Consider the following 21,440-nt stretch of genomic DNA (forward strand, 5'->3'; position numbering starts at 1 on the left):
ACCACCAGCCCTCCGGGAACACGAAAGGCCGCCCTCCCCCAAAGGAGAGAACGGCCTCCGACCTGCGTCAAAGCTGGTCGGGACGACAGGATTTGAACCTGCGACCCCTTGACCCCCAGTTCAGCACACCAGGCCAGGTGCGACTGATCCCTGCTGAGTGCAGTTGACGGGGCTCGCAACGGACGGTCAATAAGACGTCATTTCAGTTGGTGAGCCTCCGGTGGCATATGAGGGCCGCGGCAATGGCGGTGAAGGCGAGAAAGTGCTCCGGCCTCGAGGGCCTTGTCGTAGTGGAGATAGGCGGCGTTGTTCTCCAGGTAGCGGCAGGCCCGGTCGGCTGCGGCCCGCTGGTCTGCGGAAAGGGTCAGCCTGTCGGCTTGGGTGCGGATGCCGACGACGGCACCGAGGGCGTCGCCGGCCAGGATCCGGGCGGCCATGGCCCCGACCCAGGTCTCGGCGGCGGGATCGGCGGCGGGATCGGTGGCGGGATCGGTGGCGGCGTGAAAACACCGCGATGCCGCCCACAACTTCTCGATCACGTGGACGATGTCGAGGACGACATGGATGGTGACGCCCCGTCGGGCGGCCTCCGTGTGGATCAACTCGAGCTGGTGGGCGGCGCCGTCGACCAGGACCACCCAGCACCGGCGGTGCTGCGGATCACGGACTTGTGCCTCGTCGAACGCGGTGGCTATGACCTGGTCCGCGTCGTGTTGAACCGAGGCGGTGAGCCAATTCGCGCGGGCCTTGGGCCCCTTGCGCGGGGTGCGGCGGGTGGTGCGGCCGCCGGGCGGGGCGATGATGTCATGCGGCCTGCGCACGGCCGGATCCGCGTCGTGGACGACGGCCAGCGTGGCCATCCGCTTGCGGCAGGACTTCTCCCCGGTGGACAGACGGCTGCGGAACGTGCGCGTCGCACGCTCCGTCGCCTTCCGCGTGGCCTCCCGCAGGTGTTCCGGGCGCATCACGATCCCCTTGCCGTCGACGCTGAGCGCCAACAGCGTCGTACTGGCTGCCGGGGCAGGGGTGCGCGCGGCATAGAAGGCGGCAATGTCCGCCGCAGCCACCCGCACGAGCTGTTCGGCCTGGCGTTTGCCGACCGCTCGCGTCCCGCAGCGGCGTTCGATCGCTTCCAGGGCGCTGTCGTAGGAACCGCGGGCGGCTTCCAGCACCACCAGCCGGCGCAGCCCCGGGCTGTGCCGTTCGCGTGGCAGCCCCAGCACCTGGTCGGCCGGATAGCAGTTGGGCACGCCGGGTGCGCGCAACGCGCATCGGGTGACGGTCACCGGCCCCACCACGGTGGCCAGTTGGCGCCGGTGGCCCTTCTCCAGCCGGGTGCGACCCGCGGCGAGCTGAGCACGGCCGCCCCTGTCCAGGATGGCCAGCTCGGCTTCTTCCCGGCGGGCGCGCAGGTCCAAGTGGCCCTGCAGGAGGAGGCGGACCAGCTCCCTCACTCCCTGTTCGGCGTCTTCCTCCACCCACTCGTGGGGCAGGAGCAGTGCCTCGGGACGGGAGAGGGAATGGATGAGGGAAGCGAGGAAAGAAGCGGCTCGGTCAAAGGGGTCAGCCGCCGCGGCGGCCGCATACGCTCCAGGCATCGGGCTCTCGCTTTTCGAGCGTGGAATCGGTTGGCACCATCGACGCCAGGACGAGGGCCCGACCCCACACCGGCGCGGCGGTGCGAACTCTCCCTGCGGCCCTGCTCCGGCGCAACCGCGCCCGCCGTCACCGCGGGCTGCGGCGCGAACAGTCCCGGCTCCGCCTCCGTCAACCAGCCCCGCTCAACCAGCCCCTCTCGACCAGCCGTTTCAGTCTCGACCGGAAGCCTTCCACCTGGCTCTTGTCCGTCGACAAACCCGGCGCGGCACAGAGGTGATGCGCCCGCATCGGATGCACCGCATCCGCGAGCGTCTCGACGATGTCCTGCTACGAACGTGGCAGGACCCCCACGACCGGCCCGGGCGTCCACGGCGGCACCAGCCGCCCCCCAACCGGCGACCCCATCCCGATGGGCCCCTCCTCCGGTCCACCGGCCTCCGGCTCCGTCCCGGCCCCGGGCACCGTGACCGCCTCGTCGCCGGACAGGATCTCCGTCATCGTCTCCCGGGTGATCTCCAGCCGGGACACACCTCTTCCCGCACAGCAGGAAGCCTGGTCAACTCCCCTGTGCTGTCCAGCAGTTCGGCGATTTCCCGCCGTGCGGCAGCCTCCCGCCGATCGAACTCCTCCGACCACGACACCATCGCCGCCTCCAAGACCACGCCCTGGGACACGACGATCCGCCGTACGACCACGAACGGCAACGGCGCACAGCATCACCAGCTCACCGCAGAAGAGCCGCACCCACTGGCAACCAGCACTCAGCCGCAACTGGTCCGTCGCAGGTTTCCTGGCCCGCTATACGCACCGCTGGCGGCACTTGCTGGCCGAGCACCGAGGCGAGGCGGGCATTGTCCAGCTCAGCCAGGCCTACCAGGACTGCACGGGCATCGAGTTCGAGGCCCTGGCAGCGGCCGCCGGATACCTGTGGATGGTCACCGCCTCCGACCGTTTCGTCGTCGAACCAGGCGAACCGACCATCCTGAACACCTCGGGCCGGTCACACCGGCCCGAGGTGATGCCCCGTTCCTCACATCCCCAGGTCAGCCGTGCCGCTGCCCCAGGGGCAGAGCGGAGCCCGCCTCCTGGGCCTCCTCACTGGGCGAGGTCGACCGGCCGTGGCGCGCCTTGTCCGCGATCTTCGACGCACCCGCTGCGGCCTGCTTGGGGCGGCGCAGGAGGGTGACCGCGCACACAGCAGCGATCAGCACCAGCATCGCCGCCACGATGAGGCACAGCCGCATGCCATCGATGAGGGAGTCACCCAAGGCGCCATAGACCTGACCGGCGGTGGAGCCGAGATTCATCCCGGCGACCGCGCCCAGCCCGCCGTCCTTCGCGGTGGCCACGATCGTGTGGGCTTGGATGCCCGTCACACCGGCGTCGGCGAGGTGGCGGGGCAGGGTGTGGACGGCGCGCGTGGACAGCAGGGCGCCGAGGACGGCCGGGCCGAGCGCACCGCCGACCTGGCGGAAGGCGTTGTTGGCGGCCGAGGCCATGCCCGCCAGGTGGTGCGGGACGGAGGCGACGGCGGTGGCCGTCATCGGGGTGGTGACCAGGCCCAGACCGACGCCCAGCACGATCAGCCGCCAGGCGATCGAGCCGTAGGAGGTGTGGGCGTCGAGGTTGGTCATGGCAAGCAGCGAACCAGCGATCAAGAGCAGACCGACGGTGATCATCCAGCGAGCCGGGACACGGTGCATGAGCCGTCCGGCCGGGGCGCCGGCCACGATTGCGGCGGCGGGGACGAGCAGCAGGCGGGCGCCGGCCTCCAGGGTGCCGAGCTGCTGGACCATGCCGAAGTACAGACTGAGGACGAAGAAGAAGCCGATCAGTCCGAGGAAAGTGATCAGGGCTATGAGAGCGGTGGCGGTGAAGGCCGCACTGCGGAAGACCGCCAGGTCCAGCATGGGGCTGGCGCTGCGCTTCTCCGCCACGACGAACGCGATCAGCGCGACGACGCCCAGTGCGAGGGCGGCGACCACCTTCGGCGCGGTGAAGGAGTCGGCGCCGCCCTCGATCACGCCGTAGACCAGGGCGGTGACGCCGACGGCCGCGCTGATCTGGCCGGGCCAGTCGAGCTTGCGGCCCTGCGGGGCGCGCGAGTCGGTCAGCAACGGGGCGGCGACTGCCATCGCGGCCAGCGAGAGGGGGATGGACAGCAGGTAGATCCAGCGCCACGAGTAGTGGTTGAGGATCACTCCGGCGATGACCGGGCCGACGGCCAGAGCCGCAAGCAGGGCCATGGCCCACATGCCGATGAACTTGCCGCGCTCGCGGAAGTCGGGCACGGCATGGCTGATCAGCGCGAGGGTGGTGGGCAACAGCGCGGCCGAGCCCAGGCCTGCCAGCGCCTGTCCGGCCCACAGGGTCTGGATGTTGTGTGCGCAAAGGGCGACCGTCGCGCCGACGGCGCTGAAGAACAGGCCGGCCTGGAAGACCTTCTTGCGGCCGTGTACGTCGCCGAAGACGCCAGCGGTCAGGATGAACGCGGCCATGGGCAGGACGAACGCGTCCTGAACCCAGGACAGTTCGGCAGTGGAGGTGTTCAGCGCCCGCTGGATGGCGGGCAAGCTGACGGCGACCGTGGTGATCGGCAGGTACGCGACGAACACGCCGAGGCAGGCCATGACGATGGTGGCCGCCCGCCTGTCCGTCGACCGGCTCGCCGGTGTGGTGACGTTCACGGAAATTCTCCGTTTTCTCCCGTACGGCGCGGTGCACCGTAGTCGGTTGGGGGGAGGGGTGGGTGGTGCTCAGGAGCTGCCATGGTGAGGCGGGCAGCCACTGTCCGAGGAGGCAGCCGGCGGTGTCCCTCAGACGCAGGTGGGCGACAGCGCCCCGCGGCTCACGCCGTCAGCCCGAATTCCGCTCGGCCCTCGGCCAGAGGAGCGTGCGGCTCAGCTCGGGAGCGGGCACGCACGAACGAGGTATCGAAGGGCGTCGGCGGTGAGGTCCATGGGGACGGGTACCTCTCCGGGGAAGTGGTACTGCTCGTGCGCGGTGGAGCCACTGGCTCGTTGGCCAGCACGGGCCAAGAGGCCCGGAGCGCCCGCAGGGGGGAGAGGAGGGCACTCCGGGCCCGGTCAAAGGGCGACGGCGACCCCTCGCCGATCTGCCCCCAGGAGTGCCGCTGCGGGCTTCGGGGTCATGTCATCGACCAGCCGTTGCATGCGGGAGAAACCAGCCGGTAGGAGCGCCGTCCGGCGGGACGGCGCCACGCCCGCCGCGGTGAGGTGCGTCAGCACGGCGAAGATGCCGATACAGGCCGCCGTCGGCGCCAGCCGCATACCCATGGAAGTCACGCCCTTTCTTTTGGACATGACCAGCATCCGCCTCGCAGCTCACATCTATGAAGCCAAAAGCTCAAAGTGAACAAAAACCTCTACCTCGCACCAGTGGCATGACAGACTTCACTCGTGATCGACGATGTAGACATGAAAATCCTCCACATCCTCCAATGTGCGCCCCGCCTCCCGTTCCGGCACATCGCAGAGGTCACCGGCGTGTCGGAGCAAACGGCCGCCCGCCGCTACCACGCCCTCCGCCGCAGCGGGGTGATGCGCGTGGTCGGCCTGGTCAACCCAGCCGTTCACGGCAAGGCCCAGTGGGTGGCCCGCATCCGCTCCCGCCCGGATCGAGTCGGGCCCCTGGCGGACTCCCTGGCCAAGCGGCCGGACATCGCCTACGCCAACCTGGCCTCCGGTGGCTCGGAGATCATCTGCATGATCCGTTCCCCCGTCGAGGCTGAGCGCGACGACATTCTTCTGCGTCAACTGCCCCGTTCCGCCTCGGTCCTTGACGTCAGCATCGACCTCCTCCTGCACTCCTTCGGCGAGACCGGCACCAGTGAATGGACCGCCTACGGCGACGGCCTCACCCCAGAGCAGGTGCGGCAGGTCACCGCCGACCGGCCAACCGCGCCCACCGGACCGCTGCGGCACCCCACGGACGAGGACACTCCCCTGCTGGACGCCCTCGCCGAGGACGGCCGCACCACCAACACTCGCCTCGCCGAACTCACCGGCTGGTCCAACGCCCGCGTCGCCCGCCGACTGGAAACCCTGGAGTCCTCGGGCACGCTCTTCTACGACGTGGAGCTGCTGCCCGAGCGCCTCGGCCACACCCTCAACGCCACCCTCTGGTTGCGCGTCTCCCCCGCCCGCCTCGAAGAGACCGGGGAAGCACTCGCGCGACACCCCGAGGTCGCCTTCACCGGTGCCATCAGCGGCCACCACAACCTGATGGTCAGCGTCATCTGCCGCGACGCCGAGGACTTCTACCGCTACCTCACCACCAGCGTCGCCGCCATCGACGGCATCGGCGCCTACGAGGTCAGCATCCGCGTCCGACGCCTGAAGCAGGCAGCCTCCCTCATCTTCCACGGCCGCCTGGTCCATACGACATCCACATAGGGGCCCGTAACGTGCTCACACCCCGAGTGGTTGCGGATGCGAGAGCAAGCAACATTTGTCGACGGCCTGAGCAGCGCTCAGTGATCGGACTTCTCGAAAATAGGGATGAGAACCGAAAGGGGGTCAAGTTCATTTCTGGCAGCGGCCTCGTCCGGGTTGGGTGAGGAAGCTTGGCAAGTGAGTCGTCCGTGACGGCTGCGGGTGACGTTCATGGCCGGGTCATCTGTGGGCATGCCGAGGAGTTCGTGCGGTTCACGAACCCGGAACGCCTGGTCTTGGTGCTGATTGAAGGCGAGCACGATGGCCAGGTAGGCGGCGGCCAGGTCCGCGACGCGCTCCGGTCTCGGCGAGTGCGCCGGTCAAGTCCTCTGTCTGACTGCGGCGTTCATAGGCCCGGACAACGGCTTCGTCGTAGCGGCCCTGGAGATCTGTTGGGGACTCGGTGATGTTCACGCGGCTGCCAGCGAGTGGCGCGCCAGGGCGGGGCGGGTACGGTGAGGCGACGGAGATGTTCGCGGTGGAGGCTCCGTAGCCGCATGGGACGGAGTTGTCGGGCCGGTAGTCGTACTCGCGGGCCAGGTGCCGGTGCAGCATCAGGTGTCGTTGACCTGTTCGACCACCCGCGGTTTCGGCCGCGGGACAAAGCCCATACCCTGGCCGGCCGGGTTGCGGCGCACGACCTCGGCCGTGATGTCCAACCGCGCGCCGTGGATGATGACTTGGTCCTTGAAGCCCTGGTCCACCAGGGCCTTCTCCAGACGGTTCCCGCACCGTTCGGCCGCTAGATCGAGCAGGGCGGCGCCGACGGCTTTGTCGTGGGGGTAGGCGGCCAGGACGACGCCGATGACCAGCCCCTGCACATAGACGGCCAGTCCCCGCTTGCGCCCCGGCGTCCCATTAGACGCACGGGCTGGGTGCCGGTGATCACGAAAGACGGGTCCTCCAATCGTCAGGCCTTCTCCCGCACCTGACAGCGCAGACGTTCCTGGATCCGCTGTCCAAAGCCGTCCTGGCACCAGAGCGTGAAGTAGCAGAGTGCCGCCGACCAGGGCGGCAGATCATGGGGCAGACAGCGCCACTGACAGCCCGTCCGGTTCTGGTAGAAGATCGCGTTCACGACCTCCGGAGATCACAAGTCCCCGGGTCTCCGGTCGCCGACCGCCTCAACCGGTCCTGATTCCAGGCCGTGATCATCGCCTCGACCAACGCCCGATGCTCGTCCGACAAGTCGCACGGATACGGTCTTCGGTCCACATCCCCGCAGGCACATGGCAAACGGTTGGCTCATACGCGGATCAGTCCCACGGTCGAGCGATCACGGACCGACGAAGATCGGACCTGACGACCTCCTAGCCTCGCGGTGGCTGATGTGCGCGCCGTGACAGCGTGCGGGTGCTGGGCGCACTTGTGGACGCTGTTGGTTCTGGGGCTCCAGGACGGCTGAACAACAGGGCCGCGCATATCGCTGCGGTGGCAAGCAGTGCCAGGCCGGACACCCATAGGGCATGGTGCAGGCCGGTGACGAATCGGACGCGGTCGGCGCTGCTGCGCACATGTCCACCGGGTACCGCGCCATAGACGAGAGCCCCCAGCACAGCTACGCCGAACACCTGGCCGACTTGCCGGAGCGTGTTGATGACGGCCGAAGCCATGCCGGCCCGTTTGGCGTCGACGGCGGACATGGCGATGGTGTTCATGGGGGTGCCGCACAGCCCGATGCCAGCGCCGAGCAGCGCGAAGTTCCACCAGATCGCGCTGTACGGGGAGGTGACGTCAAGCCGCAGCAGGCCGAGCGCCGACACACCGGCCACGACGAGGCCGAGAACCAGTGGCCAGCGTTCGCCGATCCACCCGACCAACCGCCCGGAGACTCCGGAGCCCAGCGCATAGGCGATGCCCATGGGGACGATATTCAGTCCGGCATTGATGGGGGATGCGCCCCGGGCCTGTTGGACGTACGCGGTGAAGTAGACGATTCCACCGATGAAGGTGAAGAACACTACGAACGCGGCCAGGTTCGCGGCGGTGAAAGCGCGCGAGCGGAACAGCCGGACATCCACCAGTGGCCGGGGCTGACGCAGTTGCCGTCTGACGAATCCGGCCAGGGCCAGCAGGCCGGCCACGAGCACGATCCAGACCAGCCGGGCAGTCCATCCGCGGTCCTGGGCGGTGATCACACCGAACGCGAGTGCGGCCAGCGCGAATACCACCAGCGCCGCCCCCAGCACGTCAAACCGGTCCTGCGCCTCAGCGCGCGGCAGCCTGGGCACGGAGACCGCGCCCAGCACGAAGACCAGCCCGGCCAACGGCACGTTGAGCAGGAACACCCATCGCCAGCCCAACCCAGCCACGATCACCCCACCCAGTGGCGGGCCGGCGGCCATCGCCAGCCCGGCACAGGTCGACCACAGTCCGATCGCGGTCGCGCGGCGGCGTGGGTCGTCGAACACAGCGCGGATGATGGTCAGACTGCCCGGAACCAACAGTGCCGGTCCCAGGCCCTGGATCACCCGGCCAGCCAGCAGCACCGCCATCGACGGCGCCAGCCCGGTGATCGCAGAACCGACCGCGAACAATGCCACCCCGGCAAGGAACAATCCCTTGCGGCCCCATCGGTCACCGAGGACTCCGCCAGGCGCCAGCATGCTGGCGTAGACCACAACATAGGCGTCCACCACCCATTCCAGACCAGTGGCACTGCCACCCAGGTCCTTACCCAGGTAGGGCAGGGCAACGCTGACCACCGTTGTGGAAAGCACCGCGAGGGAGAGCCCGGCCGACACCGCGGCGAGAGCCCACCAGGGACTACGAGAACGAGACCGATCGGCAGATGGCATACGCCCACCCTGCGGTTTCGGCCAACCAGACGTCCAACAGCAGGTTTTGCTCGTTGCTAGCATCATCCGTTATGGAACTCCGCCAGCTCGCCTACTTCGTCGCGGTGGCGGAGGAAGCCAATTTCACCCGCGCCGCGGAACGCCTCCACATCGCACAATCCGGTGTGAGCGCGCAGATCCGCCGACTGGAACGCGAGTTCGGGCAGCCGCTGCTGGACCGGTCCGGGCGAAGCGTACGGCTCACCGACGCCGGCGCGGCGGTGCTGCCCTACGCGCGGGCCGCACTGGACGCGGCTGCGGCCGCCAGGCACGCCGTGGACGAACTCACCGGGCTGTTGCGCGGCCACCTGGCCATCGGCACCATCGGCACCACTTCCGCCGCACAGGCCGACCTGTCCGTGCTGCTGACCACATTCCATGCGGACCATCCGCATGTGGAAATCTCCATGACCGTGGGTAACTCCGACGACCTGATAGACCGGCTTCGGGCCAGACAGTGCGATGTCGCCCTGATCGGCCTCGGCCGCGAAACCCCGTCCGGGATCGGCGCTCTGGTGATCTTCGACGAACCGCTCGTCGCCGTCGTCGGCCCCGGCCATCCGCTCTCCGACCGCGACACGATCTCTCTGGCGACCCTGACGAAACACCCCCTGATCACCTTGTACCGGGGCACCGGCGTGCGGACCAGCCTCGACGCGGCATGCGCTGCGGCAAGCCTGCATCCTCAGGTCATCTGCGAAGCAACGGAGCCCTCCGTGGTCATCCAACTCGCCCGGCAAGGACTGGGCATTGGTGTAGTACCCCGCCCTCGATTTCCCGTCCAGGCCCACTGGATGATGATCACCGGACCGCAGCTACGCAGTCCCATTGCCCTTGCGTGGCAGACCGACGGACCTGCCAGTCCCGCGACCCGCGCCTTCCTGCGCCGCGCGCACACCACATTCCGGCGACCCGCCGCCCCTCCGATGGACACACAGGCAGCAATCGCAGCGAACCCTCATCGTCCGACCACGGCTCAATCATCGAACGTTCTCCCACCTGCCCCGACGACGTGATCCCGGGCTCGGCGATGTGGTCGACCACCTCGTCGGCGCGCGAACGACAGCCGCACAAGGGGCTTCACTCTCTCAGCAAGCGAGCCATCGCCCGCACAGGACGTCGGAATACCCGCAGCGCAGATCGCCCGCCATTTGTTCTCCCGGACGCCGAAGTCGTCGAGACCCTCGACCACGTGACGGCCCAACGCGTTTGACGCCGCATTGGTCGGCCTCGATGTAGTTCGGCGTCGATGAAGACCAGGAGGAACAAGGAACGGACATCGACGGCCGGCATGTCGACCTGCTCGATCGGCCCGAGCCGGATGATCCGGTCGGATCCAACGATCCCTCATGACATTGGGCGAGGAGCGGCCGATCCTCATCGCGCCGGATCGCCGTAGCCACTCTGTCACTTGACTCGGTGGTCAGGCACCGCCGATGCCGGAGCCACCGCATTGGAAGAGTCCTTACGAGCGTCGTCAGCGCTACCGTTCGGAGCCGACGCCGGCCTCGGAGTGACTGCCGTCCGACTCTGGGCTGGAGTGATCTTCGTCTCCCGGGGACGACGCGACAGGACAACGGGGCGCAGGGCGGCGATCAGTATCAGTGCCGCAGCCATAACCAAACAGAGACGCCCGGCGCGCCGAGGGCCGGGCCGGTGTCCGCACCCAGGTTCATCTGGGTGACCGCACCCAGTTCGCCTGCGTCCGCCGCCGAGACGATGCCCTGCTGGGACCTTCCCGTCTCGCCGGCGTCGGCGACGTGGCCCGGGAGGGCATGAAGAGCTCTGGCCGTGAGCAGGGCACCCAGAACCGCCGGTCCCGGAGCGCCGCCGACCTGGCGGAAGGCGTTGTCGCGATCCTCGGCAACGACGTGTACGCCGGGTTCCGCGCCGAACCGGAGCGCTCCTAGCCGCCACTCGCCGCGCGCAGGAGTGCACCGACAGACTTGGCTACGCCCCAAGACACTGACGAAAGTACGGCTGACGGCCACCGGACAGCCTGCCAAGCACATCATCGACAACCGCGGGAGAGCTTCTTTGCGGCTCGACCCGGCGAGGTTTCGTACGGGACTGGCGTCACAAACCGATCGTGGGGATCGGGTTCTCGGCGAACCACTGGGCGAGGAAGTCCAGGAAGACCGTGATCTTGCGCTGGGTGCCCGGTCCCGGGCCGTGGATCGCGTACAACGGCCGGTCGGGTGCCGTCAGTTCGGGCAGCTGGACCTGCAGGGCCCCGGAGACGAGGTCGTCGTAGACGGACCGCTGTGGCAGCAGGGCGATGCCGCGCCCGTGGACGGCCGCCTTCTGCAGGGCGATGTACGAGTTGGACGAGAAGGCCACGTTGCGGATCTTGTGCAGGGTGGAGGCGGGTCCGTGTCCGATGCGCCAGACGGGATCGTTGACGTGCACGAGACAGTCGCGACCGGCCAGGTCGCCGGGGTGTTGCAGGGCGCCGTGTTCGTCGACGTACGTCTTCGACGCGCACAGGACGAAGGGCAGCGAGGCGATCTTCTTCAGCCGCACACTGGAGTCCCGCAGGTCCCGGGTGTGGAAGGCGAGGTCGAAACCGCCGTCCAGGAAGTCGTAGGTCCGGTCGGACACGCCTCCCAGCTCGAACCGGATCTGGATCTTCGGGTGGGCGGCGGAGAACGCTGCGATGGCGTCTCCGAGGTCGAGACTCCCTATCCACTTCGGGCAGATGATGCTGAGCGTGCCCTCCGCCCTGTCGTGCAGATCCGCGATGTCGGAGTCCTCGGCGTCGATCTCCTTGACGATGCGGGCGGCGAACTCGGCGTAGCGCAGGCCCGGTTCGGTGAGGCTCACCGAGCGGGCCGTGCGGTTGACCAGCCGGACGCCGACCTGTCGCTCCAGCTCGGCGACATGCCGCGACACCAGTGATCCCGACGACCCCAGCGCCTTGGCGGCCCCGTTGAAGCTGCCGAGCTCGGCGACGATGACGAAACTGCGCATGAGAAGCAGACGGTCCATGGTGTTCCTCCGGTCCGCCACGGCACCGGTGTCCCTCCGGACCGTGTCGGACATGGGGTGATGCGGTTGGGCGGAGCCGGTCGCCGCCCTTACAGCAACTAGATCGATCTAGTTATCGTAACAGAGGCCCCTCATCGCCGGGAGACCTCGGGTCTTCCCATCTGCGCCGGGTCGGCCCGCCCAACCGCATCGCCCGCGCGTCAGCGCTTCTTCGTCGCGAACGGGCGTGCCATGACCGTGCCGCGGACGCGGGTCTGGGCGTGGCGTTCGACGGCCGGGTTGGGTGATCCGCCGTTCGGCTCGCCCCAGACGATCTCCACCCGGTCTCCGGCCGCGGCCGTCGGGTCGATGGTGCCGAGCGAGATCCAGCCGCGGACGTTCGCGGAGTACGAGGTGAGCATCGCCGCTCCCACGAGTTCGCCGTCCTTCTCCACGCGGTCGAACTGGCAGGCGGTGTAGAACGCCGCCGGCATCTCCATGTACTTGAAGCGCCCCTCGCCCTTCTCGTACATGCTCGCGAAGATCTTCCCGACGTCGTCACGGTCCCAGAGCACCCAGGCCTTGCGGCGGTGCGGCCGGTCCCTGATCGCCTCAAGGCCCTCGCGGCCGACGAAGTCGTGGTCGAACTTGAGGATGTGGCCGTAGCCGAGGTCCCACGGGGTGGTGTAGTACTCCTCGATCCGGTCCGCGACGAAGCTGCCGCCGAGGGCGAGGTTGCCCTCGAACGAACGCGCCGACTGCCACTCGCGGAACGCCTTCATGTCCTCGCCGGAGTAGGTCGCCGGCAGGGTGTTGGCGATCCAGCCCGACTCGGTGGCGACGGACGCGTAGGCACGGGCGCCGACCTGGCGCAGGCCGTACTCGGCGCCGGCCTCCACGATGAGGTCGCGCACCGAGTCGATGTCGGCGTACGGCCCGGTGAACTCGTAGCCGGGGAAGCCGGACATGCGGTGGTTGAGCGCGGTGACCTCGTGCGGGCCGACGTTGAAGCGGCCCATGGTGAAGAACGGGATGTCCGGCATGGGGCCGCCGTTGACCTTCTCGAAGATCGCGGCGGCGTGCGGGCCCTGGAGCTGGAGCCGGAACAGCTCCCGGCCCTTCGGGTTGTTCACCGTGCGCTCGTCCCGGCGGACGGTGACGTCCCAGTCGCCGGTGGCGGCGTTGAACTGGACCCAGTTGAGGGCCGGCGGCCGGCCGACGATCCGGACGTGGCGGTCGCCGACGCAGAACAGGATGCAGTCGCCGATCATGTAGCCGTCGGGGCGGACCGTGATGAGCTGCTTGGCGCTCCCTGGGCCGAAGCCCTGGAAGCTGTTGGCCCCGAGGTGTTCGAGCAGCCGGTAGGTGTCGGGGCCCTGCACGACGAGGTCGGTCATGTGGTGCGAGAGGTCCATCAGCGCGGCGCTGTTGCGCCAGGCCTCCTGCTCGTCGCGCCAGTTGCTGAACTCGGGCTTGATCGGGAACGGGTACGCCCCGGAGCGGCCCTGCCGAAGCAGGGCGAGCGCCCCTCCCGCCTTGTTGATCTCTTCTTCGAGACTGGGCATGGGATTCCTCTCGGTCAGCGGCGCACAGCTTCGTCGCTGCGCCCCCGTGACCGTATAACAGATGGCTGTAAAGTTTTAAGACGTCTGAAACAATGTTCTCGGGCGGATACTGACGTCCCGTACAGACGGAGGGCGACGATGGCTTCGGCGAAGGACAGCGCGGGTCCGGCATGGCAGGACGGACTGCCTCATGTGTTGTGGCGGACACAGCAGGCCGTGCACGGCCGGCTTCAGGACACGCTGGACGGACTCGGTGTCACCGTGACCCAGCTCGGTCTCGCGGTCCACCTCGACGAACTCGGTCTGATGTCCGCCTCGGACCTGTCCCGGCTCTTCCACATCACGCCCCAGAGCGTGACGACCGCCCTCTCACAGCTCGAACGCGTCGGATGGGTTCGCCGGCTGCCCCATCCGGTGCACAAGCGCGTCATCCTGCACGAGCTCACCGAAGCGGGCCTCGCCGGAGTCGCGGACGGCCGGGCACGCATCGCCGCGATCGACAGCGCCCTCGCCGAGATCCTGGGCGACGGAGGCAAGGACGAGGTCATCGGTCAACTGCGCAAGCTGCTCTTCGCGTTGGAGGGCGAGGATCCCGCCTACGCCGGGATGTGGCCGGTGGTCCCCAGCACATCGTGAGGGACGGCCGTGGACCACACTTCGGCGCGACCACGGCCCTGTCGCTGTCGTGAAGCGCGCCAATCCATCGCCTGTCCAGCGACAGCGTGGGAGAACCGCGCAACCCAGATGCGCGGCTTGGGAGCCGGACGGGGCTACTTCGTCCCGGCTTCCGGCTGTTCCCGGTCTCGGCTACGTCAGCTCCGGGGCAAGCCGGTGTCCGTCTGCGACAGCTGGCCTCGCGACGAGGATCCGAGAAAACCGCGCGGGCACCGTGTCGACCGAACTGCCGTTCGGCCATCCCGCCGCCGGCCTTTCGCGGGCCTGGGGCAGTCACGCCGACGCGCGCACCACGATCCGGCCCAGGACGGGCGCCAGTCCTCCGGTGTCGATGCCCAGGGCGTTGCGGGCGGCGATCCGTCCGAGGACTTCGGCATCGATGTGGACGGTGGTGAGCGCCGGTGTGAACAGGGAACCGTGCTCGGTCTCGTCGAAGCCGATCACGGCCACATCCTCGGGCACCCGCATCCCGAGGTCCCGAAGGGCTGTGAGGCTGCGCAACGCGATGTCGTCGTCCAAGGCCGCCAGGGCCGTCACCTCAGGGTGAGTGGCCAGGAACGACTCGACCGCGGCCGCACCGGCCTCCCTCGGCCCCGGCACGACGAAGCACTCCAATGGTGGAAGCCCTCGACGCCGGGCCGCCTCCTGCGCGAAACCGAACCGGGCCTCGATCAGCGGAAAGTCATGGTCAGGCACCGCCATCGCAATTCGGGCGTGCCCCCGATCAGCGAGGTATCCGATCTGCAGCGCGGCGTTAGCGGCAAACCCGCTTTCCCAGTCATCCTCACTCGGTGCGTGGCCCTGCATGTAGACCTCGCCGAGCCGCAGCACCGCCCGCGGCACGATGGTGTCCAGAAGCTTCTGGGTGGCCTCGGGGATCGAGTGCCCGTACCTGACGAGAAGCATATGGTCGTGTTCGGCCAGCTCCTCGTCCAGGCCCCGGACATAGCTGCGGGAGAAGTTGCCCTCCATTCCCCAGTCGACGTTCAGCACCACGATGCGCGAAGACCCCTCACGCAGCGCGCGGGCGATCCCGTGGGGGACGTATCCCAGGTCCCGGGCGGCCTCCATCACGCGCTCCCGGGTGGCCGCGGAGATCGTCTGGCGCGGGTCGTCATTGAGTACGAAACTCACCGTCGCCCGCGACACACCGGACGCCTTGGCCACGTCGGTCAACGTCACCCGACCTGAACGGCCCATGCTGGCCACTCCCATCCGCGCCTCTGCACGCTGCACGCCCCGCGAAAAGGCATCGCCGAAACCACCCGCCCCTAGAACGTGTAAGCACGTTGGATTCACTCTACGCGCTAGATCGTTTCAGCTTGCCAGACCAGGCTGCACCTCGACCGCCCTGGGGAACCTCCCACGGCCGGTGAACCTTTCACGGCACCGAGTTGTTCGTTCGATCTTCGGACGTTCCTCCTCCAAGGCCGAGCTTCAGGAGCCCATCCCATGGTCAATCCAGCCGAAGCCTCCACAGCAGAGAGCTCGGGGTGCAGTCTCCAACGCCTCGATGATCCATCGGGCGCTCTCGCTGGGCACCCCGCGCCCGAGCCGGGCGAGAACAGACATCGGCACCGTCGTAGCCGTGCACGCCCTCGATCACCTGACGGCGACGTCCTGCGCGGTTGACATCGGCGCCCCCCGATCCCGCATGCCGCCGCGGGAATGGGGTTACGAAATCGATTGGGCAATTCACTAGAAAGGTGGTAAATCGATCTAGTCTTTCCAGGTGACTGTCTTCGAGATCGTTGACACCGACTCCGCCGGGTTTGCAGACAGATGCTCGCAGCGGGCCCGGGCCGACAGCACACTACGACTGAAGGTGTCATCGGGGTTCTGGAGGAAAACATCGTCCTGATGGGCGACCACACCTGCCGGCGGTTGCCCCAGGAGGCGGGCCACGATGTAGGCGGCGGCCATGCCGGTGACATCCCGGATGGTTCCCATGGGCAGCAAGGAACGCGTTTCGGCGATGGCCTCATGTTCGCCTGCCCTGATGAGCACCCGTGTGTTGGCCGAGACCCCGTGCGCGGCGATCGCAACGGCAATGTTGTCGAGGTCGTCCGAACCAACCGCGGCCAGGGCACGGGCACTACCCAGACGGAGGCGCTCAAGCACATGGCGGTCACCGCCGTCGCCCGTCATCACGGGCACTCCCGTGTTGCGGGCGAGTCGCGCAGCCGATGCCTGCGGGTCACGTTCGACGCCGACGACAGGTATGCCAAGGCTGCGCAGCTCGACACACAAGCGCATGCCCACCTGCCCCATGCCAACCACGATGACGTGTCCTGAGCGGGGCAGGGTCCGTGGCCCCACAAGGCCGATCAACCTCGGGCCGAGCATCCGGTCCACCACTCCGGCGGTGAACAGCGCACTGAATGCGACAGTGCCCAGCATCGCGAGTCCGGCGAACACCTGATATGCCTGGGCCCCAGTAGGAGCAACAGCGGGGCCGACGCCCGCGACAACCCGCGCCGCGTCGAAGAACGCCTCCGACGCGGGGTGGCCGTGACCGGCAAGCCACACCCAGTCCCCCATCAGGGCGACGAGGACGGCAAGCATCCCGACGATCAGCAGTCGAGTGCCGGCGTCGTGAGGCCGCAGCTGGCGCAGTGCCCAGTTGGCCCGAGTCCTCCACCGCGCCCGAGGCTTTTGGTGCCAGTCCCCAGCACGCAGGACATGCTGGTTCTCGCGGACCGCTCGGATCAGGTTTCCGTGCCGCTGCACCGCGACGACTGCGGGGTCCAGACACGGACCGGCCAGCGCGGGCGCGACCAGGTCAGCCGGCGAGGTGACATCGCACTGCGGCAGCAGGCGGCTCAGTTCGTCAGCCACGGTGCGGTCGAAGACCGTGGCGATCAACGGAGTCAGCGGCGAGAGGTGAGCGAGGGCGAGGGCATAGCGCAGCGCAGCCACGTCGTCATGCAGAAGAACAGCCACTCCGTGAGGCCGTGTACTCAACGCGGTGCGGAGATCTTCGTCACGAGGCCGCGCGAGATGCTGGATCGCGTGGGGGCCCGCGTGCAGCGTGGCGCACACCCGACTGGCCAGGTGCGTCTCGCCAATCACGACGTAGTGGCGGTTGCTGCTGGGGCGTGCCGAGTGCATGGTCACGGTCCTGGACGTCCTGCCGTAAGAGGGCGTAATGAGGGAGTCTCGCCACGCCGGATCCGGTCAACAGCCGCGCGTCGGTGTGCCGTCCGCAGCGTCCCCCCGTCATTGGCCATACCAAGCCGCCGCCGGAGGGGCGAGGTGGTTCGGTCGCTCTTGCGGTAGAGGTGATGATAAAGGCGGTGTCCTGCACGCCGGGCGAAACCTAATATTGCGCCCTCAACGGGATATCGGGAGTCGAAGCGCTGATTGAGCGCGCCGCAGACACCTCCCCGGCTGGCGGCGTCGATCAGCGCCCGTGCGATCACGGCGGTCATAGTCAGGTCCGCAAAGACAAGATCTCCCCCTCTCCACGGACCGGATCGACCAGCGGAACGACGTCCACTCCTGCAGGGACCCCAAAGACATCCGACCCGGCCGATCGGCAGGGCGCCCGTCCACTGAACAACCCTGTCGGTACGCGCACTCGAAGGGCGAACGGCTGCCAGAGATACGAGCTATATGGGGCCGTCCACCAACAGATCGTGATGAAGAACGTATCCGACCATAGTCCGTCCAATCAGCGCGCTCCGTCCGCGAGTTCGGGAGGAGCCGGAATCAAGCAGGCCTCTCCTGCTTCTTCAGGACTCGTGCCCCCGACCAGCGGTGGAGTACGCACGGACAAGAGTTTCAACTGCAACGAGACAAAAGATAGACGAACGTGAGCAGAAAATATCGAGATGGTCAAATCACCTTCCCCGAGCAGGATTCCATCGATTCGTCAAGCTGAATTGGCCATTGGATCGGAAGTCGCCGAAGGATTTATGAGATCAGTGAAGAACAGCACATCGCAGGACCGATCCGATGGCAGCCTCACACTTTTGTGTATGCTTTCAGGGCACACGAAAATGCTTTCCGGTTGGTAGTCCGGACCGCAGGTCACCGGTTTTCCGCTCAGCTGCGTCAACGTCCTCCCTCTAAGGGAGTCCTGGTGTGCTCGGAGTACGAGTAACAATCTGCACTGGGAGAACTGTGTCTGAAATGCGTATCGTCATCGCCGGCGGCGGGCTCGCCGGGCTGACGCTGGCCCACTACCTGAACCGGCACGGCCTGGACGTGGCCGTCCACGAACGCGACGCCGATATCGCGGCACGCGAGGCCGGCTACCGGATCCACATCAACTCCACCGGCACCTCCGCGCTGCACGCAGCGCTGGAGCCCCGCCTGTGGGAGCTGTTCCTGGCGACCTGCGGCATGCCGAGCGAGGACATGATGCTCTTCGACGAGCAGTTCAACCTCCGCCCCGGCCGGGACAGGTCGGCCACGGAGGGCACCGGTGTACCCACCGACATCCCCGAGCACCTGGTGGTGTGCCGCTCGACACTGCGCCGGATCCTCTACATCGGTCTGGAAAAGGCCGTGCACTTCGGCTCCAGGGTCACCGGCTACCGCGCTCACCCCGACTCGTCGATCACCGTGTTGCTTGGGGGCGGGGCCACGGTCGAGGCCGACGTGCTCATCGCCGCGGACGGCATCAATTCTTCCGTGCGCACCCAGCGCCTGCCCCAGGTCCGGATCGCCGATCTCGGCTCGCGACACATCGCTGCGAAGATCCACCTCACCGACGAGGCCAAGGCCAAGTTGCCGGCACAGATGTTCAACGCCTTCTCGCTGGCCTACGCCTCCGACTTCACCGGGCTGACCCTGGGCCCGCTGGAGCGCACCGACCCCACCTCGCCGCTGATCGCGGAGCAGGACGCCGACTTCCGGCGTGAGGCCACCGCCGACTACGCGCTCAGCATCTTCAACTCCCTCGCCGAGCAGATGCTCCCCGACGACGAGTTGTTCACCGCCGGTCCCGACCGACTCAAGGAGTACGCACTTCAGCGCGTCGCCGCCTGGCACCCCTCCCTGGTCGACACGGTCCGCCTGTGGGACACCGGCACTGTGCAAGCCCTCAAATGCCGTAGCTGTGTGCCCGTCGACGCCTGGGAACCCTCCAACGTCACCGTCATGGGCGACGCCATCCACGCCATGAGCCCGGCCCTGGGTATCGGCGCCAACACCGCGCTGCGCGATGCTCATACTCTGGGCGAGCAACTGCTCGCCGTCGCGCTCGGCGACACACCGCTCCTCGATGGCATCGGCGCCTACGAGGACGCCATGCGCGACTACGCGTACCACGCGGTGCGGATGTCCGCGTTCGTCGGCCAGAAGGTAATCGGCCACCTCTCTCTGCCTGAATAGGCACCCTTCCCTCGGGCGGTGCGCATGGACGCACCGCCCGAGCCCGCCGACGGCTCTCGGTAAACCGAACGGTCAACAGCGGCTCGACCACATGTGAGAGACCGAGCCGCGCCAGCACCCCGCTCCCCCGCATGTCCATCACCGGGCAGCGAAGGCGAGCAGCCTCTGAGCGTGGGAGCGCGTCACAGTTGCTCGTCGTCCCCCGCGTACACCTCCGGCTCCCGCGGAGGCCGTCGGCCCCTTGCACCCCGAAGGACAGGACGACTGGATGAATGCAGTGGGAACCCCTGGACTGCCACATCGTCTGCAGGCGACGTTCGTACCGGACGCCCACCTGCCGGGGCGGGGGCGCATGGCCTTCTGGGGCACGGCGGACCCGGCGGCGGATGCCGTGTCAGGGGGCCTCCTCGGCCCGGAGGGCGGGACGCGGGTCCTCGATCGACTGCCCACATTGCTGCCCGGGGTGGCCGGCTGGCCGACGCGGACGTGCCCGCGCTGCTGGTGCCGCTGAGCGAGGTACTGCGTGCGCTGGCCCAGCTGGCGCCGAGGGACGACGGCACACGGCTGGACAGGTCGGTGTACGCCTGGTCGGTGGCCGCGCGCTGGGCCCTGGAACACGTGGTCGCCGGGCACGCGGTTCCTCTCCTCGGCCCGGGTGCGGATGCAGGAGTTCTGGCGCGCACTGGCGGATCGAACTGCCCGCCAAGCTGGAGTCGACGGTGTCGTGCGACCTGACCGCGGAACAGACCGAGCTGTACCGGGCCGCGGTGGACGAGGCGTTCGACACGGGCCCGGAGGGGTTGGGCTTGGGCACCGGCATCCGCCGCCAGGGCAACGTCCTGCGGCTGCTCACCCACCTCAAACAGATCTGCAACCATCCCGCCCAGTACCTCGGCGCCGAGGACACCGACGCGGGGCAGCTCGCCGGACGCTCCGGAAAGCTCGAACGAGCCACCGAGATGCTCGGCGAGGTGGTGGCCGCGGGCGAGCGGGCACTGGTGTTCACCCAGTACCGGGTGATGGGCGACCTGCTGGCCCGCCATCTGTCGGCCCAACTCGACCTGGACCGCGTCCCGTTCCTGCACGGCGGCACCCCGCCCGAGCAGCGGGACCGGATGGTGCGCGCCTTCCAGGACGACGACGGCGTACCGCCGTTGCTGCTCGAAGTAGAACGTGCCGCCGGAGCCGAAGGTCCCGCGGGTGCTCTGCACCAGCACCTGGAAGCCTCGTTCTGCCGGCGGCCTGGCCATCTGCGAGGCGGTCGCGCGGGTACGGCCGTAGGGGACACGGATCAGGGCGGTGGGCAGACCGGTGCTGCCGGTCCTCGGGTACCAGTGGTCCGCGAGCAGGACGACTCCGTCCCGCATCGGTACCTTCAGGCCGCGCTCGACGCGGAGGTCTCTGGTGGTGGGCGGCGCAGTTGTTGTATGCGCCGGGTGAGACGGCTGCCGATGTTCACGGGGCTCTCCGTGCCGTGTTCTACGGCTGGTGGGGGGTGATGACCGACGCGAGGCACAGAAGGCGGTCCGCCAGTTCGCCGGGGACGAGGGGGTCCGCGCCGTCGATCAGCCAGTCGTGGACGACCGCGCTCGCGCCGCCGGCGAAGAACGTCGCCACGTCGTTCACAGTGGCCTCGTCCAGTGCACCGAAGAGGTCCCGCACGGTCGCCCGGTTCAGGGAGCCGAACACACCGTTGAGCGTCCGGGCCATGGCGAAGGCGCAGGACCCCGTCGGCATCGGGCGGTAGAACGCCTGGTGCTCGGCGAAGTGTCCGGCCGCCACAAGCACCTGAGCGTGCAGGTCCTTCGCCGCCCGAGCCGCCTGGGCCACCAGCTCCCGCTCCACGAGATCGGCCGCGGCCGCGACGAGCAGCCCGTCCCGGTCACCGAAGTGCAGGTACAGCAGTTTCCGGGTGACGTCCGCCGCGTCGGCGAGATCCGTGACGGGGACGGCGGTGGTGCCTCGTTCGGTCACCAGGCGCACGGCTGCCGTCATGAGGGCCG

Annotated in this window: 17 protein-coding genes and 1 pseudogene; 5 read left to right on the forward strand and 13 right to left on the reverse strand. The window is 68.2% G+C overall.

Features of this window, described 5'->3' with window-relative positions:
* Positions 1 to 326 precede the first annotated feature (326 nt).
* The 4 genes and pseudogenes from ACWDEW_RS16205 to ACWDEW_RS16220 form a co-directional block, all read right to left on the reverse strand.
* Positions 327 to 1,598 (reverse strand): annotated as a pseudogene (locus tag ACWDEW_RS16205) (ISKra4 family transposase); the annotation flags it as partial.
* Between the two features lie 328 nt (positions 1,599 to 1,926).
* Positions 1,927 to 2,127, reverse strand: coding sequence for a hypothetical protein (locus tag ACWDEW_RS16210; RefSeq protein ID WP_450513333.1), 201 nt, complete (start codon positions 2,125 to 2,127; stop codon positions 1,927 to 1,929).
* A gap of 515 nt (positions 2,128 to 2,642) precedes the next feature.
* A complete protein-coding gene (locus ACWDEW_RS16215; RefSeq protein ID WP_450513335.1) occupies positions 2,643 to 4,286 on the reverse strand; it encodes a DHA2 family efflux MFS transporter permease subunit in 1,644 nt (547 codons plus the stop codon).
* Positions 4,287 to 4,685: 399 nt separating this feature from the next.
* Positions 4,686 to 4,922 (reverse strand): hypothetical protein, encoded by a 237-nt coding sequence (locus ACWDEW_RS16220; RefSeq protein ID WP_450513337.1) that lies wholly within the window; start codon positions 4,920 to 4,922, stop codon positions 4,686 to 4,688.
* Positions 4,923 to 5,018: 96 nt separating this feature from the next.
* Between ACWDEW_RS16220 and ACWDEW_RS16225 the strand changes: the two genes are divergently transcribed.
* Positions 5,019 to 6,014: an Lrp/AsnC family transcriptional regulator gene (locus tag ACWDEW_RS16225; RefSeq protein WP_450513339.1), complete on the forward strand. Its 996-nt coding sequence runs from the start codon at positions 5,019 to 5,021 to the stop codon at positions 6,012 to 6,014.
* Between the two features lie 593 nt (positions 6,015 to 6,607).
* Here the strand turns inward: ACWDEW_RS16225 and ACWDEW_RS16230 are convergent.
* The 3 genes from ACWDEW_RS16230 to ACWDEW_RS16240 form a co-directional block, all read right to left on the reverse strand.
* On the reverse strand, positions 6,608 to 6,874 hold the full coding sequence (locus ACWDEW_RS16230) for a hypothetical protein (protein ID WP_450513341.1): 267 nt from the start codon (positions 6,872 to 6,874) through the stop codon (positions 6,608 to 6,610).
* Positions 6,875 to 6,963: 89 nt separating this feature from the next.
* Positions 6,964 to 7,131: a transposase gene (locus ACWDEW_RS16235; RefSeq protein ID WP_450513343.1), complete on the reverse strand. Its 168-nt coding sequence runs from the start codon at positions 7,129 to 7,131 to the stop codon at positions 6,964 to 6,966.
* 232 nt (positions 7,132 to 7,363) lie between these two features.
* Positions 7,364 to 8,797 carry an MFS transporter gene (locus ACWDEW_RS16240; protein ID WP_450513345.1) on the reverse strand — a complete coding sequence of 478 codons (1,434 nt, stop codon included), beginning with the start codon at positions 8,795 to 8,797 and terminating at the stop codon, positions 7,364 to 7,366.
* A gap of 125 nt (positions 8,798 to 8,922) precedes the next feature.
* Between ACWDEW_RS16240 and ACWDEW_RS16245 the strand changes: the two genes are divergently transcribed.
* Both ACWDEW_RS16245 and ACWDEW_RS16250 read left to right on the forward strand, forming a co-directional pair.
* Complete coding sequence (locus ACWDEW_RS16245; RefSeq protein WP_450513347.1) at positions 8,923 to 9,906, forward strand: LysR family transcriptional regulator; 984 nt, start codon at positions 8,923 to 8,925, stop codon at positions 9,904 to 9,906.
* 759 nt (positions 9,907 to 10,665) lie between these two features.
* Positions 10,666 to 10,800, forward strand: a complete 135-nt coding sequence (locus ACWDEW_RS16250) for a hypothetical protein (RefSeq protein ID WP_450513349.1) — start codon at positions 10,666 to 10,668, stop codon at positions 10,798 to 10,800.
* Positions 10,801 to 10,966: 166 nt separating this feature from the next.
* Here ACWDEW_RS16250 and ACWDEW_RS16255 read toward each other — a convergent pair whose 3' ends face one another.
* Together ACWDEW_RS16255 and ACWDEW_RS16260 are read right to left on the reverse strand one after the other, a co-directional pair.
* Positions 10,967 to 11,878, reverse strand: coding sequence for a LysR family transcriptional regulator (locus ACWDEW_RS16255; protein WP_450513351.1), 912 nt, complete (start codon positions 11,876 to 11,878; stop codon positions 10,967 to 10,969).
* Positions 11,879 to 12,078: 200 nt separating this feature from the next.
* Positions 12,079 to 13,422, reverse strand: a complete 1,344-nt coding sequence (locus tag ACWDEW_RS16260) for an aminomethyl transferase family protein (RefSeq protein WP_450513352.1) — start codon at positions 13,420 to 13,422, stop codon at positions 12,079 to 12,081.
* Between the two features lie 138 nt (positions 13,423 to 13,560).
* Here ACWDEW_RS16260 and ACWDEW_RS16265 point away from each other — a divergent pair, with 138 nt between their 5' ends.
* Positions 13,561 to 14,058 (forward strand): MarR family winged helix-turn-helix transcriptional regulator, encoded by a 498-nt coding sequence (locus ACWDEW_RS16265; RefSeq protein ID WP_450513354.1) that lies wholly within the window; start codon positions 13,561 to 13,563, stop codon positions 14,056 to 14,058.
* Positions 14,059 to 14,370: 312 nt separating this feature from the next.
* Here ACWDEW_RS16265 and ACWDEW_RS16270 read toward each other — a convergent pair whose 3' ends face one another.
* Positions 14,371 to 15,264, reverse strand: a complete 894-nt coding sequence (locus tag ACWDEW_RS16270; RefSeq protein WP_450513356.1) for a LacI family DNA-binding transcriptional regulator — start codon at positions 15,262 to 15,264, stop codon at positions 14,371 to 14,373.
* 552 nt (positions 15,265 to 15,816) lie between these two features.
* Positions 15,817 to 17,208, reverse strand: coding sequence for a potassium channel family protein (locus ACWDEW_RS16275; protein ID WP_450513392.1), 1,392 nt, complete (start codon positions 17,206 to 17,208; stop codon positions 15,817 to 15,819).
* A 1,023-nt stretch (positions 17,209 to 18,231) separates the two neighbouring features.
* Between ACWDEW_RS16275 and ACWDEW_RS16280 the strand changes: the two genes are divergently transcribed.
* Positions 18,232 to 19,437 (forward strand): FAD-dependent oxidoreductase, encoded by a 1,206-nt coding sequence (locus tag ACWDEW_RS16280; RefSeq protein ID WP_450513358.1) that lies wholly within the window; start codon positions 18,232 to 18,234, stop codon positions 19,435 to 19,437.
* Positions 19,438 to 19,619: 182 nt separating this feature from the next.
* On the opposite strand, the gene ACWDEW_RS16285 is transcribed toward ACWDEW_RS16280, so the two are convergent.
* Together ACWDEW_RS16285 and ACWDEW_RS16290 are read right to left on the reverse strand one after the other, a co-directional pair.
* Positions 19,620 to 20,804, reverse strand: a complete 1,185-nt coding sequence (locus ACWDEW_RS16285) for a CocE/NonD family hydrolase (RefSeq protein WP_450513360.1) — start codon at positions 20,802 to 20,804, stop codon at positions 19,620 to 19,622.
* 112 nt (positions 20,805 to 20,916) lie between these two features.
* A complete protein-coding gene (locus tag ACWDEW_RS16290; protein WP_450513361.1) occupies positions 20,917 to 21,432 on the reverse strand; it encodes a TetR/AcrR family transcriptional regulator in 516 nt (171 codons plus the stop codon).
* Positions 21,433 to 21,440 lie beyond the last annotated feature (8 nt).

The organism is Streptomyces sp. NPDC001100 (assembly GCF_053598575.1).

Excerpts from the sequence above, each read along its gene's own strand:
- ACWDEW_RS16265 (WP_450513354.1), top strand. The coding sequence starts at position 13,561 with ATGGCTTCGGCGAAGGACAGCGCGGGTCCGGCATGGCAGGACGGACTG.
- ACWDEW_RS16255 (WP_450513351.1), bottom strand. The coding sequence starts at position 11,878 with ATGGACCGTCTGCTTCTCATGCGCAGTTTCGTCATCGTCGCCGAGCTC.
- ACWDEW_RS16280 (WP_450513358.1), top strand. The coding sequence starts at position 18,232 with ATGCGTATCGTCATCGCCGGCGGCGGGCTCGCCGGGCTGACGCTGGCC.
- ACWDEW_RS16220 (WP_450513337.1), bottom strand. The coding sequence starts at position 4,922 with ATGTCCAAAAGAAAGGGCGTGACTTCCATGGGTATGCGGCTGGCGCCG.
- ACWDEW_RS16285 (WP_450513360.1), bottom strand. The coding sequence starts at position 20,804 with ATGCGGGACGGAGTCGTCCTGCTCGCGGACCACTGGTACCCGAGGACC.
- ACWDEW_RS16245 (WP_450513347.1), top strand. The coding sequence starts at position 8,923 with ATGGAACTCCGCCAGCTCGCCTACTTCGTCGCGGTGGCGGAGGAAGCC.
- ACWDEW_RS16275 (WP_450513392.1), bottom strand. The coding sequence starts at position 17,208 with ATGCACTCGGCACGCCCCAGCAGCAACCGCCACTACGTCGTGATTGGC.
- ACWDEW_RS16250 (WP_450513349.1), top strand. The coding sequence starts at position 10,666 with ATGAAGAGCTCTGGCCGTGAGCAGGGCACCCAGAACCGCCGGTCCCGG.
- ACWDEW_RS16290 (WP_450513361.1), bottom strand. The coding sequence starts at position 21,432 with ATGACGGCAGCCGTGCGCCTGGTGACCGAACGAGGCACCACCGCCGTC.
- ACWDEW_RS16260 (WP_450513352.1), bottom strand. The coding sequence starts at position 13,422 with ATGCCCAGTCTCGAAGAAGAGATCAACAAGGCGGGAGGGGCGCTCGCC.